The following is a 16,759-nucleotide window of genomic DNA, read 5'->3' as shown; positions in this document are numbered from 1 at the left end:
CTCGAACGCCCCTTCCGCCTTTGGCGAGACCATCCTTTGCACCCAGGCCATCACCTTGGGCGCCGCGGCGCGCATGATCGCGCCCGGCGTCGGGTCGGTCGCGGCCTCGTAGAGTTGGCCCCACAGGCCGAAGTCAGCCATCGCCGGACGGCCGCCCAACAGATAGGGCCGCGCCGCGAGATGGGTCTCGAGCAGGCCGAGTACAGACTTGAACGAGGCCTCGATCAGTGGCCGTGTCTTGTCGTTGGAGCCCACGAAACCCAGCCGGCCCATCATGCGCTCAGCTACCGCCGCGCGGGCCTGCGCCACCGCCAGCGTGCCCTGCCCCGCCATCATCTGCCCGGCGATGCGCTCTGCCGTCGACCAGACGTCGGGCTGGTAGCGCCACCGGTAATGGAACATCCACTTGTTGCCCCATTCGTCGCCGTACTCCTCCAGCAGCGCCGAGACGAAGGCGAGTGCTGCGTCTGCGGGAATGGTCGAGGGTTCCGGCATCGCCGCCTCGAAGCGCTCGAGGATCGGCGTGGAATCCTGCACCCCTTCTCCCTGAGGTGTCACCACGAGCGGCACGAGCGGCAGCTTGGCGTATTTCTGGAACTCGGCCTGGACCGCGGGCGAGCGCGGGATCCATTCATGGACCAGGTTCTTGTAGCGGAAGAAGGAGCGGACCTTCACCGAATAGGGCGACAGTTCCGAGCCGAAGATGCGATGCATGTCCCTCAGATCCAGCCCTTGCGCTTCAGCCAGATGAAGAGACTGGCGACGACGACGACGACCATTCCCCAAAAGAACTCATAACCATACTTCCAGCCGAGCTCCGGCATGTTGCCGATTTGAGTCTCGAAGTTCATGCCATAGATGCCGGCGAGGAAACTAAGCGGCATGAAGAAAACCGTGATGATGGCCATGGTCTTCATGACCTCGGCCATCCGGTTGGACGAGTGCATGAGATAGACTTCCATCAGGCCGTTGGTCATTTCACGGTAGCTCTCGACCAGGTCGAGCACCGCCACGGCATGGTCGAAGCAGTCGCGCAGGTAGGTCCGCGTCTCCGGCATGATGAAGGGCACTTCCGGCCGCATCACCGCCAGCACGGTTTCGCGCTCCGCCCACTCGATGCGGTGAAACGCCACCAGGGCGCGCCGCGCCTTGTGAATGTGATTGAGGGTGTCCTCGGTGGGATGACCGAGCGCCTCGTCCTCTAGTTCCTCGAGGTGGGCGGACAGGGCCTCGATCAGCGGAAACTTGCGGTCGACGACGAGATCGATCAGCGCATAGACGAGATAGTCGACGCCGAAGGTGCGCAGCCGCGAGCCCGCCGTCTGCAGCCGGTCGCGCACGGGCTTGAAGATGTCGAGCTTGTGATCGTGGAACGAGATCACGTAGTTCTCGCCGAAGAAGATGCTGACCTGGCGTGACTGCAGCTCGCCGTCCTCGTAGGCGGGATCGCTCAAGACGATGAAACCCTGCCCCTCGTAGAGGTCGAGCTTGCTCCTCTGGTGGGCATGGAACACGTCTTCCAGTGCCAGTGGATGAAGATTGAAGGCCATGCCGAGGTCGCGCAGCATGTCCGAGTTCGGCCGGCCGGCGACGTCGATCCAGGTGTGGCCGGGCGTGCCGAGATGGAAACGGCACTCGTCGACCTCCACGCCTTTCACGACCTGGACGTCGTCCGGTGTGTACTCGACCAAAGTGAAGTCCAGCGCCTCGTCGAGCACGGGCGCCCGCCCGGCGAGCGTGCCGGGGGCGGTGCCGGGTTTGGTGTGGCGGTGAACTAAGCCGTCCATTGATCCTCTCGCCGATCCGTCTTGCCGCCCCTCGTGGACGTCAGACTTCCTGCATCACCTGAACGTCCGGCTTGCCGGCAAGATAGTCGCCGAGCTTGCGCCCGAGTTCCCTGAAGTGCGGCGCGGCGCGGTGCGCGGCCAGCGCTGCTTCGTCGTCGTAACGTTCCAACATGATGTAGACATTAACGTCGGCCGTCTTGTGCAGGGCATAGAGCTTGTTGCCCGGCTCGTCGGCCCGCACCTTGGCCTGCAGCGCCTTCATTGTCGCCTCGAAATCGGCGTTGGTGCCCGGCTTCACGGTCAACTTGGCGATCACTCCCAGCATGGCATTCCTCACTTCTTCCCTTTGGTCGGCGCGACCTGGTTGATTTCCCCGCCACCGAAATAGAACCGGTTGTAGGTCGGGCTGATGATGATTTCGTTCACACAGGCGCGCGCCGGCATCGCCGCCACGAAGGCAATGGTGCGCCCGAGGTCCTCCTCCTGCAACATCCGATCCTGCTCCGCCTTGGGCGGCACGATCGGCCGTTTGTTCAGGATCGGCGTCGCCACCTCGGCAGGGCAGATGACACAGGCGCGCACGCCGTTCAGCCCGTCCTCGGCATTGATGGTCTCGGTGAGCGCCGCGGCGCCGAACTTGGAGGCGGTGTAGCCCGGGCCGGCGAGCGGGTTCACGTACTTCCCGAACCAGCTCGAGATGTTGATCACCACCCCGTCGCCCCGCTTGCGCATGCCGCCGAGGACGGCGTGGCAGCAGTAGAACATGCCGTCGAGGTTGGTCCGCACCACCTCTTCCCAGGCCTCGGTCGTGAGCACCGACCAGCGGCGGTTAGGGACATTGGTCCCGGCGCTGTTGACCAGGATGTCGATGCGACCGTGCTTCTTCTCGATGGCGGCAGCAACCCGGGCGACCGCCTTCTTGTTGGCGACGTCGAGCCTGCGGATCTCGACCGTGCCGCCGGCCTTGCGGACCAGCGCCGCGGTCTCGGCGAGCGTCGCCTCGGAACGGCCGGAGATCACCACCCGGCAACCGGCTTCCGCCAGCGCCAAGGCGCCGGCGCGGCCAATCCCGGTGCCGCCGCCGGTCACCCAGGCGATCCTGCCCTTCAAGGGGGCCTTCACGCGGGCTTCCGCTTGATCAGGTACTTGTGCTCGCCGTCGCTCACCAGCTCACCCTTCTGGTTGTGGATGGTGAGCTTCAGGACGGCGACGCCGGTGGTGCGGCCGGGCTTGAGTTCGCTCACCTCCAGCATCGGATAGAGCGTATCGCCGACATAGACCGGCTTCAGGAAGCGCGAGGACTGCTCGAGAAAGCCGATCAGCGACTCGCCCACGACATGCGGGAAGATGCCGCCGCCCGCTGCGCCCTGGATCGCCACCTGGAGACCGTGCGCCAGCATGTCACGATGTCCCAGCGCCTTGCAGTATTCGCGGTCGTAGTGGATCGGATGGTTGTCGCCGCTGGCGAGCTGGAAGGCCGCGAACAGCGCCTCGGTCTGGGTGCGCGAATTGATGTAGAACTTCTGCCCGACCTTCAGGTCCTCGAACCAGTGTGTCGGTCCGAAGCGGTGCTCGGCCGGATCGAAAGGCTTGGCGTCGGTGTCCGGCACGATGTTCTCCCTGGGTGTCCGCGACTTCTACGCCGCTTTGACCTTGCGGCCCATGCCCCCGTAGAGATCGAGCATGCGCTCGCGCCAGGCGTGAACCGGATCGTCGCCCGCCAGCAGCTCGAATGGGCTGACGATGCGGGCCCACAGGAAGGCGCCCATCAACGCATAGTCGGGATAGGCCGGAGCATCGCCGGCCAGGAACTTCTGCTCCTTGAGCGTCCGCCGCGCTGGCTCCAGCACAAGACGGAAGGCCGGCAGCCCCTTCTCGCGCGCAGCCGACTGGACCGCGGTGAAATCGCTCGACCCGAAGCGCTTGCCGCGGCTCTCGCGAATGTAGGCCTGGTCGACGGGCCGCACGCGGTCATAAAGATCGCCGATAATCAGCGGCGCGAGAGCGGCATGGACCTGCGTGTCGACCCAACCGTTGATGAAAAGCGCGTAGGAGCGCGCCATCTCGCTCTTGAACAGCGGCTTGTCCGGGTACGCCTTGTCGAGGTGGTTGGCGATCGCCCAGCTGTCCCGCACCGGTATCTCGCCGTCCTTGATCACCGGCACGGTCTGCGATGACGCGAAGGCGATCTTGTCCTTCTCGGTGAAGCCCACCGGCACCTCGGTCCATTTCAGGCCCTTGTGCGCGAGCGCGTACTTGGTCCGCCAGCAGAACGGGCTTGGCCGGCGGTCATCCTGGAAGACGAGGTCGTAGAGCGTGATCATCGCGGCCTCACTTGCCGTCCAGCATCCGGATGATGCCAGAGAAATCCTTGGCGGAGTTGCCGCTGTTGACGAACATGTTGAAGAGCTGCGCCGCCTCCGCCCCCAGGGGCGTGCTGGCGCCGGCCGCGTTCGCCGCCTGCTGCGCCAGCATCAGGTCCTTCAGCATCATCGCTGCCGTGAATCCCGCCTGGTAGTCGCGGTTGGCCGGCGACGCCGGCACCGGACCCGGCACCGGGCAATAGCTGGTGAGCGCCCAACAGGAGCCCGACGAGGTCGACACAACGTCGAACATTTTCTGGGCGTCCAGGCCCAGCCGCTTGGCCAGCATGAAGGCCTCGCTGACCGCGACCATGGAGACGCCGAGGATCATGTTGTTGCAGATCTTGGCCGCCTGGCCGTTTCCGCTGGCACCGGCATGGACGATGTTCTTGCCCATCTTCTCCAGGATTGGCCGGGCCTTGCCGAAGGCGCCATCGCCGCCGCCGACCATGAAAGTGAGCGTCCCCGCCGTGGCCCCGCCGACGCCGCCCGACACCGGCGCGTCGACCATCTCCATCCCCGCCTTCTCGGCCAGCACCGCGACATGGCGGGCGCTGTCGACGTCGATGGTCGAGCAGTCGATCAGCAGCGTGCCCTTGGCGACGTTGGGCAACACGTCTTTTTCATAGACCTCGCGCACGTGCTTGCCGGCCGGCAGCATGGTGACGACGATCTCCGCCCCCTTGACCGCCTCGGCCGCCGTCGCCGCCTTGTGTGCGCCCTTGTCGACCGCGGCCTTCACCGCGGCGTCTGACAGGTCGAAGGCCGTCACATGATGCTGCGCCTTGGCGAGGTTGGCGGCCATCGGGCCACCCATGTTGCCGAGACCGATGAAGGCGATTTTCGCCATGATGTCCTCCCTCGTGCTGCCGGCTCAGTCGAAGAACAGATCGTTCGACACCGGCTTGAAATGCGACTCGACCATCTCCCGTGTCACGCCGTCGATGGTGGGCGGGTTCCACTGGGGCTTCTGGTCCTTGTCGATCAGCAGCGCACGCACGCCCTCGAAGAAGTCGTGACCCTTCTGCATGCAGCGCTGCGACATGCGGTACTCGATGGTCATCGAATCCTCGAACGAGCGGTTGGCGCAGCGCTTGAGCTGCTCCAGCGTGATCGCCATCGACAGCGGCGAGAGCTTGAGGAGTGCCGCGAGCTGCTTCTCAGCCCATTCGCCCGGATGCTTCCTGAGCTTGGCCTCTATCTCCTGCAGCGACTCGGCGGAAAAGCAGCGGTCGATGTCGGCCATCATCGCCGGCAGCCCCGGCACGCCGGCGTCGCCGGCGAAGCGGGCAATTACCGCGTCGACCTTGCGGTTGGCGTCGGGCCCCGAGAGATCGGCCGCGCCCAGCGCCGCCTGCAGCTCGCCCATGGCGGCACTGGGGACATAGGCATCGACGATGCCGGCCCACAGCGCGTCCGCCGCCTTCAGGCGATGGCTGGTCAGCGCCAGGAAAGTGCCCAGCGCACCCGGCAGGCGCGTCAGGAAATATCCGCCGCCGACGTCGGGGAAGAGGCCGATGGTGGTCTCCGGCATGGCGAACAGGAACTTCTCGCTCGCCACCGAATGCGAACCGTGTACCGACAGGCCGACGCCGCCGCCCATGTCGATGCCGTCGATCAGCGAGATCCACGGCTTGGCGAAGCGGTAGATGCGGCGATTGACGATATACTCGTCGCGAAAGAAGTCGCGCCGCACCGTGCCATTGGGATCGTCGCGCATCTCGCGGTAGAGGCCGGCCACGTCGCCGCCGGCACAGAAGGCACGGTCGCCGGCGCCGCGCAGCACCACGGCCTTGACCGCCGGGTCCTTCTCCCACTGCGGCATGACCCGTTCCATTTCCAGGATCATGCCGTGCGACAGCGCGTTCAGCGCCTTGGGCCGATTGAGGGTCATGAGACCCAGGCCGTCCTTGATCTCAAACAGGATTTCAGCGTCGGACATTTCTACGACTTACCCCATCAGCAGGCGGCGCGAGATGATCACGCGCATGATCTCGTTGGTGCCTTCGAGGATCTGGTGCACCCGAAGGTCGCGCAAGTAACGCTCGATGGGAAAATCCTTCAAGTAGCCGTAGCCGCCATGCAATTGGAGCGCATCGTTGACGACGCGGAAGCCGACATCGGTGGCGAAACGCTTGCCCATGGCGGCCGCCTGCGTGGCTTCCGGTGACTTGGCGTCGAGCAACGCGGCCGCCCGCCAGATCAGCAGCCGCGCGGCGTCGAGTTCGGTCGCCATGTCGGCCAATTTGAACTGTGTCGCCTGGAAGTCGGCGATCGGCTGGCCGAACTGCTTGCGCTCGACCACGTAGCGCGACGCCGTCTCCAGGCAGGCGCGCGCGCCACCCAGCGAGCAGGCGCCGATATTGATGCGCCCGCCGTCGAGTCCCGCCATGGCGATCTTGAAGCCGTGGCCTTCCGGCCCCAGCCGGTTGGCGACCGGCACCTTGCAGTTCTCGAAAATCACCGCCGCCGTCGGCTGGCTGTTCCAGCCGAGCTTGTTCTCCTGCTTGCCGAACGACAGGCCCGGTGTCCCGGCCTCGACAACGAGCGTCGAGATGCCGCCCGCGCCCTTCCCGCCGGTGCGCAACATGACGACATAGATGTCGCTGCGCCCACCGCCGGAGATGAAGGCCTTGGTGCCGTTCACGACATAGTGGTCGCCACTGAGTTCGGCGCGCGTGGCCAGCGCCGCCGCATCCGACCCGGCGCCGGGCTCGGTCAGGCAATAGCTCGCGAAATGCTCCATCGAGCAGAGCCTGGGCAGGAATCGCCGGCGCTGGTCGTCGTCGCCGAAGCCGTCGATCATCCAGGCCGCCATGTTGTGGATCGAGATGTAGGCTGCCGTGCTCGGGCAGGCCGTCGCCAGCTCCTCCATGATCAGCGCGGCGTCGAAGCGGCTGAGGCCGCTGCCGCCAACATCCTCTTTCACGTAGATGCCGCCGAAGCCCAGTGCCGCCGCCGCACGCAGGACCTCGACCGGGAAGATCTTCTCGGCGTCCCAGCGCGCCGCCTCGGGCAGCATCCGACCCGTCGCGAATTGCCGCGCCGTGTCGCGGAAGGCCTGCTGGTCCTCGGAAAGGTTGAAATCCATGCGCGCGGGATCATATCGGCGGCCCCATCCCAGTCAAACAAAGCGGGCAAACAAGCCGCATTGCGGCCTTTCGCGGTTCGCGCGATAAGGCGGCTCATGCCCAAGCGCTTCTCCACTCTCGGCCGCTATCCCTCGACCCGCCTCCGCCGCAACCGCCGCGAGGACTGGTCGCGCCGTCTCGTCGCCGAGCACAAGCTCTCGGTCGACGACCTGATCTGGCCGGTGTTCGTGCAGGAAGGCAAGAACGCCCGCACCCCCGTCGACTCGATGCCCGGCGTCGACCGCCTGTCGGTCGACCTGCTGGTCGATGCCGTGAAGGAAGCGCGCGATCTCGGCATCCCGGCGGTGGCGCTGTTCCCCGAGACCGACCCGAAGTCCAAGACGCCCGATGGCCGCGAGGCTTACAACCCGGGCAACCTCGTCTGCCGCGCCACCACGGCCGTGAAGAAGGCCGTGCCCGATATCGGCATCATGACCGACGTGGCGCTCGACCCCTTCAACAGCGACGGCCACGACGGCATCGTGCGCGACGGCTACGTCCAGAACGACGAGACGCTGGATGCCCTGATCAAGCAGGCGATCGTGCAGACAGAGGCCGGCGCCGACATCCAGGCGCCCTCCGATATGATGGACGGCCGCATCGGCGCCATCCGCAAAGCGCTCGACGGCAAGGGCTTCATCCACGCCCAGATCATGTCCTACGCGGCCAAGTACGCCTCGGCCTTCTACAATCCGTTCCGTGATGCCATCGGCAGCTCCGGCGCGCTGAAGGGCGACAAGAAGACCTACCAGATGGACTACGCCAACTCCGACGAGGCGCTGCGCGAAGTGGGCTTCGATATCGAGGAAGGTGCCGACATGGTGATGGTGAAGCCGGGCCTGCCCTATCTCGACATCGTGCACCGCGTGAAGGAGAGCTTCGGCGTGCCGACCTACGCCTACCAGGTGAGCGGCGAATACGCGATGCTCAGGGGTGCCGCCGACCGCGGCTGGCTCGACTGGGACAAGGTGCTGATCGAGACGCTCACCAGCTTCAAGCGCGCCGGCTGCGACGGCATCCTGACCTACGGCGCGGTCGACGCAGCGCGATTGCTCAAGTCGAAATGAAAGAGCGGCCGTCGGCGCGGCTGATCCTGCTCGATCCGCAGGACCGCCTGTTCCTGTTCAATGTCCACGATCCGAAAGTGTTCGATCCGGCAAACCCGTTCTTCGATCCCTTCTGGGTGATGATCGGCGGCATGGTCGATCCCGGCGAGGATTTCGCCGAGGCCGCCGTTCGCGAGGCCGGCGAGGAGACCAAGCTCCCCGTCACCGGCGCGCCGCACTGGGTCTGGACGCGCGAGCGCCGGATGAGCTGGCGCGGCACCGATGTCATGCATCGCGAGCGCTTCTTCCTCGCCCGCACCGACCGGACGGAAGCCGATACCTCCGGCCTCGACGAAAAGGAGCGGAGCTGGACTCTGGGCCACCGCTGGTGGACGGCCGACGAAATCGCGGCGTCGAGTGAACGCTTCGAGCCGCTCGACCTCGGCCCCAGGCTGAAGGCCCTGCTGCGCGACGGCCCGCCGAAGGAGCCGGTCACGATCGGCTAGCGCCTGTCCCGGCACCAAGCATCGTCCGCACCTCGGCGAAGGCCATCATGTCGCGCATCCAGGCGAAGGAGCCATCGTTCTTCATGGCGCGACCCGCGTTGACGAAGGCGGCCAAAGCCAAGCGGGACAGTGCACCACCCACGCTGATCCGCTTGGCACCGGCCTCGGCCAGTTGCGCCGCCGTGATGTCGGGATCGAGCCAGCCCGTAACGACGTTCACCGGCCGCTTCACCGCGCCCACAACCTGCCGAACTTCGGCGAGACTGCGCAGGCCGGGCGCGTAGAGCACGTCGGCGCCCGCATCGGCATAGGCCTGCAGGCGGCGGATGGTGTCGGCCATGTCGCTGCGACCATTGATCAGGTTCTCGGCCCGTGCGGTCAGCATGAACGGCACCGGTTGGGCGTGGGCCACGACGGCGGCCGCGCGCACGCGTGCCACCGCCAGGTCGAAGTCGTAGATCGGGTTCTTGGGATCGCCGGTGGAATCCTCGATCGAGCCGCCGACCGCTCCGGCCTCGGCGGCAAGACCGATCGCCTCGGCCGCGGCGGCGGGCTCGTGGGCGAAGCAGTTCTCCAGATCGACATTGACCGGCAGGTCGGTCGCCTCTGCGATCGCCCGGCAATTGGCAATCACTTCCGCCCGGCTGACGGCGCTGTCGGCGCGGCCGAGCGCGTTGGCGAGGCCGAGGCTGGTGGTGGCCAAGGCCTCGAAGCCGAGGGCCGCCAGCAGCTTGGCCGTGCCGGCGTCCCACGGGTTGGGAATGATGAAAGCGCCGGGTCGCTCGTGCAGGGCGCGGAAGGCCGCTGCTTTCTCGGCTCGGCTACGCATGCTGTCTCTCCTTACTCGGGTGAAATCTGTCGCCTCAGGATCGCGGCCACGCTATCCATTGTAAAATGCATAGTTCTTTCGATTAGCATCTGGATTTCTGATCCATGAATATCGATGAGATACAAGCCTTCGTCGCCATCGCCGATCTCGGCGACTTCACCCAGGCCGGACGCCGGCTGCACCGCTCGCAACCGGCCATCAGTCGCCGCCTCAGCCTCCTCGAGGACGAACTCGGCGCGCCGATGTTCGAGCGCATCCGAGGCCGCGCCCGGCTGACCGAGGCGGGGCGCGCCTTCCTGCCCCACGCCGAGGCGGCGCTGGCAGCCCTCAAGGACGGGCGCGAGGCGGTGCACGGCTTGAAGACAGGAATGCGGGGCGCGATCTCGCTAGCCCTGGTCGGCACCCTTGCCGACACCCACATCGTCACTGCCCTGCGCCGCTTCGCGCGGCGCTCGAAGGACGTGCGCCTCGAGCTCCGCACCGCCTCGAGCGCCGAGGTCACCGACCTGGTCCGGCGAGGCGAGGTCACACTGGGTCTGCGTTACTTCACCAGTGACCGGCCGGAACTCGTCTCGCTAGCCGCAGGCGGCGAGGCGATGCTTGTCGTCGCCGCCCCCGGCCATCGCCTGGCCGGACGCCGCGTGCGTCACGCACGCATGCTGGAAGGCGAACGCTGGATCGGCTTTCCGCCGGTGCCTGAGGAACGCGATTCCTCCGGCCACGTTCTGGCACGCCAGCTTATCCACGCCGGGCTGGACGCCGCCGACGTCACCCTGATCGACAGCCTGACGGCGCAGAAGCGACTGGCCCAGGCCGGCTTCGGCCTGGCGCTGGTGCCGGAAAGCAGCGTGCGCGACGAACTGCGTCGGGGCGCCCTGGTGGCGCTGGATGTTCCCGCAATGCGGACCACCATCCCGATCACCACCATCCATCGCCGCACCGGCTATCTCAGCCCGGCCGCGAAGGCGTTGCTGGCGCTCCTGACACGCGGCTAGCGGCGGCGGCGTTCCTCGTCTTCCCGTTTACGCCTCTCGTGTTCGGCCGAAGCACCACGATAGGCCCGCCATGCCAGGACGAGGGCGACAAGGGAACAGGCGACGCCCACGATCATTGTCATTGGTTCGACCTCACCCATGATCGAAGAACCTCGTGATCACCTCGTCGCTCCACGGCTTATCGTCGCCAGCACCGTGGAAGCCGACATGACCACCCGACTCCGGCAAGAGCGGCACGAGTGCCTTGTTGGCCGCCCAGTTGTAGGCACGATACAGCGCGGCCGGTATCCAGGGATCGTTCCCCGCGCCCAGCACCAGCGTCGGCACGCGGACGCCCGTCATGAAGCGCACCGGCTTGCAGCGCTCGTAATAGTCCTCGGCACCGGCGAACCCGTGGCGCGGCGCGATGAAGACCTCGTCGTAGTCCCAGATCGACCTCGAACCCAGGATCGCCGTGCGTTCGGCGGCGGATAACGAGGCGCCCTCGGCGGTCGCCTCGCGCTTCATCTGGTCGAGGATGTAGCGGTGATAGAAGCCATTGCGCCGCCGCATCATGTGGCCGCAAGTGACCGACAGGTCGATCGGCGCGCACACCGTGGCGGCGGCGGCGAGCGGCGAGGCAGACCCCTCTTCGCCGAGATATTTCAGCAGCATTGCCCCGCCCAGCGAGTAGCCCACCGCGACCAGCCCGTCCTGCGTGAGGTCGGCCGGCAGGAGGGCCAGCAGCGCCCGGAAGTCCTGGCTGCGGCCGGCGTAGTAATGACCTCCGCACAACGGTCGCGACCGGCCGGCACCGCGCAGGTTGAGCCGCAGCACGCGATAACCGCGGTCGAGCAGCAGCCGCGCCTGGCTCAGGATGTAATGGCTGTCCTCGCTGCCGGTCAGGCCATGGATCAGCAGCACGAGCGGCCTGCCGGGCTTAGGCGTCACCGGCCGATGCAATGTGGCGAGCAGCGTGTCGCCAGTGCCGTCGGCCAGCGGAAAGCGGAGCCGTTCGCCGCCACGCGGCGCCAGGCGCGCCGCTGCGCCGCGCAGGCGATTGGCCAAGGTCTGGAGATCCCCGCCCCACCAGGGAAAGCGCGGACGGAAGGGCGGCAAGTCGAGGGAAGCAATGGACGTCTGCACGACTAGTCCTTATTCACGGCCGGCACCCAGATGGCAACGCCCACTCCTTCCCCACACGCCGCGGCACTCGGCGTCTTGTACGCAGTCGTCGCCGCCGCGGTTTTCAGCACCGCCGGCGTCATCGTACGGCGCATCGACCTGCCGGCCTGGGACATCTCGTTCTGGCGCTCGGCCTTTCTCGTGGTCACGATGTTGCCCTTGCTGTTGTGGCAGTACCGCCGCATCTGGATCGACGTTCGCAATGCGGGGCTTGCCCTGCTGCTGAGCGCGTTGCTGCTGGCCGGCAGCTTCGTGGCGTTCATCCTGGCACTAGGCCTGGCGCCGGTCGCCAATGTCCTGATCATGTTCGGCGCGACGCCGTTCATCACCGCCATCGCCGCGCGGATATTCCTCGGCGAGAAGCTGCACACCCACACCGTCCTCGCCATGGCGGCAGCGGTGGTGGGGCTTGCCATCAGTGTCGCCGGATCGCTGCAGGCCGGTGCCCTCGCCGGTATGGCCGTGGCCTTCATCGTCGTGCTCTGCATGAGCGGCAACTATGTCGTCGTCCGCCATCGCCGCGATGTCGGCATGGCGCCGGCGATCTGGCTGGCCGGCGTGATATCCGGCCTGGTCGCCCTGCCCTTCGCCCATCCCGAGACCGTCATGTGGTCGCAGGTCCCGTGGCTCTTCGCGTTGAGCCCCGGCCAGCTCGTGGGCGGGCTCCTCCTCTACATGGCGAGTCTCAAGCGCATTCCCGCCGGCCGCGCCGCCCTGCTTGGCCTGCTCGAGCTGGTCCTGGGACCGATCTGGGTGTGGCTGTTCGATGGTGAGAAACCGGACGACCTCACCTTGATCGGCGGCGCCATCGTCATCGCCGCCGCAGCCGCCAATGTGTGGCTGGATTCGCGGCGACCCGCTGGCTAGGACCGAGACATGAAAATTGCCGCTTCTTTCGCTGCTGCGGCGCTTCTCCTGATGCCGCCGCAGCCGGCTTCCGCCGATCCGGTCGCTTCGCTCGCCGACGGTCGCACGGGGCGCATCGAGTTTTCATCGGTGACGCCCGGCGGGCCGACCGAGCTTGTCCGCCGGAGCTATTCGGCCACCGGAACGACCGTCGTCGGCACGCTCGTCCTGCCGCTGAGCGCGGACGGCAGGACGCCCGCCATGGTGATCGCCCACGGCAGCGGCGGAATACTGCCCGGCCGCGAGGACGCCTGGGCGGCGCGCCTGAACGCACTCGGCATCGCCACCTTCGTGGTCGACAGCTTCACGCCGCGCGGCCTGCAGTCGACGTCGCGTAACCAGAGCCGCCTCTCCACGATGGCCAATCTGGCCGACGCGCTGGCTGCGTTGCGCCTGCTCGCCACACATCCGCGCATCGACCCGGCCCGCATCGCTGTGATGGGTTTTTCGCGCGGCGGACAGGTCGCCCTCTACAGCGCGCTGGAGCCATTGAGGCGCGGGATGATCGAAGGCGATCTGAGATTCGCCGCGCATGTGGCCTTGTATCCCTCTTGCAGCATTCCCTATCGTTCGGCGGAAGTCGGCACGTCGCCGGTCCTGATGCTGCTCGGTGACGCCGACGACTACACACCGGCCGCGGCCTGTCGTGACTATGCCGCCTGGTTCGCCAGCAAGGGTGTCCCGATCACGGCAATCTCCTACGAAGGCGCGCAACACGATTTCGACATTCCCGATCCGCCCCGCTTCCTGCCCGCTCTCCAAAGCGCCCGCGGCTGCAGGGCGGAAGTCGACGTCGACAGCGGTACGGTGCGGCGGCCGGACACCGGTGAGGTCCTTCGCGACCAGACGACGATTTCCGCCTACTTCCGCTCCTGCATGCAGCGCGGCGCGACGATGGGGGGCAATTCCGCAGCGCTTGCCCGCGCCGAGCGCGATGTCGCCACATTCCTGCGCGCGGCTTTCGAGCTCCCGGTGCGGTGAATCGCCGTCACGACCGGCTGGATTCGTGGCGGTCCACTGGCTAAGAACCGGGGATGACCCAGAATGCCGTCCCCAATGCTTCCAAGAGTGGCCCCCTGTCGGGCATCGTTGTCGTCGACCTCTCCCGTATCCTCGCCGGACCCTACTGCACCCTGCTGATGGCCGAGATGGGCGCGCGGGTGATCAAGGTCGAGCCCCCCAAGGGCGGCGACGACGCCCGCGCCTACGGCCCCTTCATCAAGGGCAAGTCGACCTATTTCGCCTCGGTCAACCGCGGCAAGGAAAGCATCGCCCTCGACCTCAAGAACGACGCCGACCGGAAGATCTTCGAGAAGCTGCTCGCGAAGGCCGACGTCGTGGTCGAGAACTTCCGCCCCGGCACGATGGAGAAGCTGGGCTACGGTTGGGAGACGCTGCACGCCAAGTATCCCAAGCTGATCTACGCCGCGGCTTCAGGCTTCGGCCACAGCGGCCCCAATTCCAAGGACCCGGCCTACGACATGGTCATGCAGGGCATGGGCGGCATCATGAGCATCACCGGCAACGAGGGGCAGCCGCCCTCCCGAGTCGGCATGTCGATCGGCGACATCGGCGCCGGCCTCTACACCGCCGTTGCCGTCAACGCCGCCCTCGTCCATCGCCTCAAGACCGGTGAGTCGACCAAGGTCGACATCGGCATGTTCGACTGCCAGTTGGCGCTGCTCGAGAACGCCATCATGCGCTACACGGTCGAGGGCGAGATTCCCGGCCCTCTCGGCGCGCGGCATCCCACCATCACGCCGTTCCAGGCCTTCAAGACTTCCGACGGCTCGATCATCATCGCCGCCGGCAACGACAGTCTCTTCGTCAAGACCAGCGAGGCGCTCGGCCGGCCCGACATGGCGACCAATCCCGACTACAAGACCAATGCGCTGCGCCAGAAGCATCATGGCAAGCTCGAACGGGAAATAGAATCGGTGCTCAAGGCCAACACGACGGCGCACTGGATCGAGGTCGTCTCGAAGGCCGGCGTGCCCTGCGGGCCGATCAACAATATCGCCCAGGCGCTGGCGCATCCGCAGGTCGCGGCGCGCAACATGGTGGTCGAGGTCCCCGACGGCAGCGGCGGCACGCTCAAGCTCGCCGGCAACCCGCTGAAAATGTCGGCTTTTGCCGACCCTCCGACGCGGGCGCCTGCACCCGATCTCGACAGCGACCGCCAGGCCATCCTGTCCTACCTCGGCGGCTAGACCGTGCGGGCACCTCCCGCGATGATCATGGTCCGCTTCGGCACCGGCCTCGCGAAGTTCGTGGCTGGCGCGGGGCTTGCGATCCTGGTCTTCCTCGTCGGCGCCTATTTCCACGTCCGCGGCGCGCTGCCGCCCTACAGCGGCCATGTCGAGGCGGCCGGGCTGAAAGCGCCGGTCGAGATCCTGCGTGACAGGAACGCGGTGCCGCACGTCATCGCCGGCTCGATCGAGGACGCCGCCTTCGGCCTCGGATACGTCCACGCCCAGGATCGCTTCTGGCAGATGGAGCTGATGCGCCGGCTGGGCCAGGGGCGTCTCGCCGAGATCATCCCGCCGGCAGTCGTCGGCAGCGGCCTGGTCGACACCGACCGCACCATGCGCGGGCTCGGCCTCTACCGGCAGGCCAGCGAAAGCGTGAACGCGCTGTCGCCCGGCACACGCACCCTGCTCGAGTCCTACGCCGCCGGCGTCAACACGTGGCTGAAGGACGACGATCAGCAGTACGGACTCGAACTCACGCTCATCAAGCTGCTATCGGGCGGCCGCTACCGGCCCGAGCCGTGGCGGCCTGCCGATTCGCTGGTCTGGGGCAAGCTGATGGCGCTCGGCCTCGACGGCAACTGGCGCGCCGAACTGCTGCGGCTGAGACTCGCGCGCAAGATCGGCGACGACGGCGTGAAATTCCTGATCGAGCCGTCGGGCGACAATGGTGACGCGACTCTCTCGCTGGTGCGAGCCGCGACCCGGGGCATCGACCTCGACCGGCTGTTTCGCGCTACCGACAATGTGGCGACTGAGAAGCGCGAAGCGTCGAACGAGTGGGTGCTGTCGGGGGCCCACTCGGTGTCGGGCAAGCCGCTGCTCGCCAACGATCCCCATCTGGCGCTCACCTTCCCCGGAGTCTGGTATCTCGCACGCCTGGTCGGGCCGGGCTTCGACATCCGCGGCGCCTCCTCGCCCGGCTCGCCCGCCATCGTGCTCGGCCATAACGGCACGATCGGCTGGGGCTTCACCACGACCAACCTCGACAGCCAGGACCTCTTCGTCGAGCGCGTCGATCCCACCGATCCCAGCCGCTACATCACGCCCGACGGCGCCCGGCCTTTCACGGTGCGCGAGGAGACGATCAGCGTCCTGTGGGGCGATCCTGTGGCGCTTCGGGTGCGCCAGACGCGGCACGGCGTGGTGATCGACGACTTTCTCTCCCGCCCCGACGAGCCGCCCCCGCCTGCTCTAGCGCCCACCGGCCTCACGCCCGCCGGCCACGTGCTGGCGTTGCAGGCGACGGCGCTCGATGGCGCCGATACATCAGGCGAGGGTTTTGCCCGCCTCGGCCTGGCGCAGAACTGGGAGGAATTCCAGATGGCGGCGCGCAAGATCATCTCGCCGATGCAGAACATCGTCTATGCCGACACGGCCGGGAATACCGGGCTGATCTCGCCCGCGCGCGTGCCGATGCGGCGCAAGGGCGACGGCTCCATGCCGGTACCCGGCTGGACGGGCGAATACGACTGGGCGGGCTTCGTGCCGTTCGACGCCCTGCCGCGCGCCTACAATCCGGCCGGCGGCATCCTGGTCAACGCCAACGCCCGGGTGGTGCCCGACACCTATCGCTATTTCATCAGCCGCGACTGGGCCGAACCCTATCGCCAGCGCCGCGCCAACCAGCTCCTGCACGAGGTCGAGCGCCATCCGGTCTACGGCATGATCGCCATCCAGGCCGACAATCTCTCGCTCGACGCCGTCGAGATGGTGCCGCTGTTGCTGAAATCGGCGCCGCGCAACCAGCGGGCCGCCAGGGTCCATGCCCCAGCAGGGCATG

Annotated in this window: 18 protein-coding genes; 7 read left to right on the top strand and 11 right to left on the bottom strand. The window is 66.9% G+C overall.

Annotation, left to right across the window (positions count from 1 at the left end; all coding sequences use genetic code 11):
- The 9 genes from EPO55_RS16485 to EPO55_RS16445 form a co-directional block, all read right to left on the bottom strand.
- The coding region (locus EPO55_RS16485; RefSeq protein WP_296338093.1) for a glutathione S-transferase family protein at positions 1 to 714 on the bottom strand (714 nt) is incomplete at its 3' end.
- Positions 715 to 719: 5 nt separating this feature from the next.
- Entirely contained in the window at positions 720 to 1,787 is a 1,068-nt protein-coding gene (gene corA, locus EPO55_RS16480) for a magnesium/cobalt transporter CorA (protein WP_296338092.1), read from the bottom strand.
- A 40-nt stretch (positions 1,788 to 1,827) separates the two neighbouring features.
- A complete protein-coding gene (locus tag EPO55_RS16475) occupies positions 1,828 to 2,112 on the bottom strand; it encodes a putative quinol monooxygenase (protein WP_296338091.1) in 285 nt (94 codons plus the stop codon).
- A gap of 8 nt (positions 2,113 to 2,120) precedes the next feature.
- A complete protein-coding gene (locus EPO55_RS16470) occupies positions 2,121 to 2,909 on the bottom strand; it encodes an SDR family NAD(P)-dependent oxidoreductase (protein WP_296338090.1) in 789 nt (262 codons plus the stop codon).
- Entirely contained in the window at positions 2,906 to 3,397 is a 492-nt protein-coding gene (locus EPO55_RS16465) for a MaoC family dehydratase (RefSeq protein ID WP_296338089.1), read from the bottom strand. The genes EPO55_RS16470 and EPO55_RS16465 overlap by 4 nt, the downstream gene beginning before the upstream one ends.
- A gap of 27 nt (positions 3,398 to 3,424) precedes the next feature.
- Positions 3,425 to 4,111 (bottom strand): glutathione S-transferase family protein, encoded by a 687-nt coding sequence (locus EPO55_RS16460; RefSeq protein ID WP_296338088.1) that lies wholly within the window; start codon positions 4,109 to 4,111, stop codon positions 3,425 to 3,427.
- A gap of 7 nt (positions 4,112 to 4,118) precedes the next feature.
- Positions 4,119 to 5,000, bottom strand: a complete 882-nt coding sequence (gene mmsB, locus EPO55_RS16455) for a 3-hydroxyisobutyrate dehydrogenase (protein ID WP_296338087.1) — start codon at positions 4,998 to 5,000, stop codon at positions 4,119 to 4,121.
- A 24-nt stretch (positions 5,001 to 5,024) separates the two neighbouring features.
- Positions 5,025 to 6,092 (bottom strand): enoyl-CoA hydratase/isomerase family protein, encoded by a 1,068-nt coding sequence (locus EPO55_RS16450; protein ID WP_296338086.1) that lies wholly within the window; start codon positions 6,090 to 6,092, stop codon positions 5,025 to 5,027.
- Between the two features lie 9 nt (positions 6,093 to 6,101).
- Positions 6,102 to 7,241 (bottom strand): acyl-CoA dehydrogenase family protein, encoded by a 1,140-nt coding sequence (locus tag EPO55_RS16445; RefSeq protein WP_296338085.1) that lies wholly within the window; start codon positions 7,239 to 7,241, stop codon positions 6,102 to 6,104.
- A 96-nt stretch (positions 7,242 to 7,337) separates the two neighbouring features.
- Here EPO55_RS16445 and hemB point away from each other — a divergent pair, with 96 nt between their 5' ends.
- Complete coding sequence (gene hemB / locus EPO55_RS16440; RefSeq protein ID WP_296338084.1) at positions 7,338 to 8,348, top strand: porphobilinogen synthase; 1,011 nt, start codon at positions 7,338 to 7,340, stop codon at positions 8,346 to 8,348.
- A complete protein-coding gene (locus EPO55_RS16435) occupies positions 8,345 to 8,833 on the top strand; it encodes an NUDIX domain-containing protein (protein WP_296338083.1) in 489 nt (162 codons plus the stop codon). The genes hemB and EPO55_RS16435 overlap by 4 nt, the downstream gene beginning before the upstream one ends.
- On the opposite strand, the gene EPO55_RS16430 is transcribed toward EPO55_RS16435, so the two are convergent.
- Positions 8,820 to 9,662, bottom strand: a complete 843-nt coding sequence (locus tag EPO55_RS16430; RefSeq protein ID WP_296338082.1) for an isocitrate lyase/phosphoenolpyruvate mutase family protein — start codon at positions 9,660 to 9,662, stop codon at positions 8,820 to 8,822. The genes EPO55_RS16435 and EPO55_RS16430 overlap by 14 nt on opposite strands.
- Before the next feature lie 104 nt (positions 9,663 to 9,766).
- On the opposite strand from EPO55_RS16430, the gene EPO55_RS16425 reads away from it, so the two are divergent.
- Positions 9,767 to 10,657 carry a LysR family transcriptional regulator gene (locus EPO55_RS16425; protein ID WP_296338081.1) on the top strand — a complete coding sequence of 297 codons (891 nt, stop codon included), beginning with the start codon at positions 9,767 to 9,769 and terminating at the stop codon, positions 10,655 to 10,657.
- A gap of 132 nt (positions 10,658 to 10,789) precedes the next feature.
- Here the strand turns inward: EPO55_RS16425 and EPO55_RS16420 are convergent, their stop codons facing one another.
- Entirely contained in the window at positions 10,790 to 11,782 is a 993-nt protein-coding gene (locus EPO55_RS16420; RefSeq protein WP_296338079.1) for an alpha/beta fold hydrolase, read from the bottom strand.
- A 75-nt stretch (positions 11,783 to 11,857) separates the two neighbouring features.
- Between EPO55_RS16420 and EPO55_RS16415 the strand changes: the two genes are divergently transcribed.
- The 4 genes from EPO55_RS16415 to EPO55_RS16400 all read left to right on the top strand — a co-directional run.
- Positions 11,858 to 12,688, top strand: a complete 831-nt coding sequence (locus EPO55_RS16415) for a DMT family transporter (protein ID WP_296338078.1) — start codon at positions 11,858 to 11,860, stop codon at positions 12,686 to 12,688.
- A 9-nt stretch (positions 12,689 to 12,697) separates the two neighbouring features.
- The gene (locus tag EPO55_RS16410; protein WP_296338076.1) at positions 12,698 to 13,708 is read left to right on the top strand and encodes a dienelactone hydrolase family protein; all 1,011 of its coding nucleotides are present in this window, start codon (positions 12,698 to 12,700) and stop codon (positions 13,706 to 13,708) included.
- Between the two features lie 53 nt (positions 13,709 to 13,761).
- Positions 13,762 to 14,937, top strand: coding sequence for a CaiB/BaiF CoA-transferase family protein (locus tag EPO55_RS16405; protein ID WP_296338075.1), 1,176 nt, complete (start codon positions 13,762 to 13,764; stop codon positions 14,935 to 14,937).
- A 3-nt stretch (positions 14,938 to 14,940) separates the two neighbouring features.
- The coding region (locus EPO55_RS16400; protein WP_296338074.1) for a penicillin acylase family protein at positions 14,941 to 16,759 on the top strand (1,819 nt) is incomplete at its 3' end.

Origin of the sequence: Reyranella sp. (assembly GCF_004296935.1) — a bacterium.
Classification (GTDB): Bacteria; Pseudomonadota; Alphaproteobacteria; order Reyranellales; family Reyranellaceae; genus Reyranella.
This window is presented reverse-complemented; position numbering and strand designations above follow the sequence as displayed.

Coding starts and splice junctions, on each gene's coding strand:
- EPO55_RS16445 (WP_296338085.1), bottom strand. CDS start 7,241: ATGGATTTCAACCTTTCCGAGGACCAGCAGGCCTTCCGCGACACGGCG.
- EPO55_RS16425 (WP_296338081.1), top strand. CDS start 9,767: ATGAATATCGATGAGATACAAGCCTTCGTCGCCATCGCCGATCTCGGC.
- EPO55_RS16460 (WP_296338088.1), bottom strand. CDS start 4,111: ATGATCACGCTCTACGACCTCGTCTTCCAGGATGACCGCCGGCCAAGC.
- EPO55_RS16450 (WP_296338086.1), bottom strand. CDS start 6,092: ATGTCCGACGCTGAAATCCTGTTTGAGATCAAGGACGGCCTGGGTCTC.
- EPO55_RS16410 (WP_296338076.1), top strand. CDS start 12,698: ATGAAAATTGCCGCTTCTTTCGCTGCTGCGGCGCTTCTCCTGATGCCG.
- corA (WP_296338092.1), bottom strand. CDS start 1,787: ATGGACGGCTTAGTTCACCGCCACACCAAACCCGGCACCGCCCCCGGC.
- EPO55_RS16405 (WP_296338075.1), top strand. CDS start 13,762: ATGACCCAGAATGCCGTCCCCAATGCTTCCAAGAGTGGCCCCCTGTCG.
- EPO55_RS16475 (WP_296338091.1), bottom strand. CDS start 2,112: ATGCTGGGAGTGATCGCCAAGTTGACCGTGAAGCCGGGCACCAACGCC.
- EPO55_RS16430 (WP_296338082.1), bottom strand. CDS start 9,662: ATGCGTAGCCGAGCCGAGAAAGCAGCGGCCTTCCGCGCCCTGCACGAG.
- hemB (WP_296338084.1), top strand. CDS start 7,338: ATGCCCAAGCGCTTCTCCACTCTCGGCCGCTATCCCTCGACCCGCCTC.
- EPO55_RS16435 (WP_296338083.1), top strand. CDS start 8,345: ATGAAAGAGCGGCCGTCGGCGCGGCTGATCCTGCTCGATCCGCAGGAC.
- mmsB (WP_296338087.1), bottom strand. CDS start 5,000: ATGGCGAAAATCGCCTTCATCGGTCTCGGCAACATGGGTGGCCCGATG.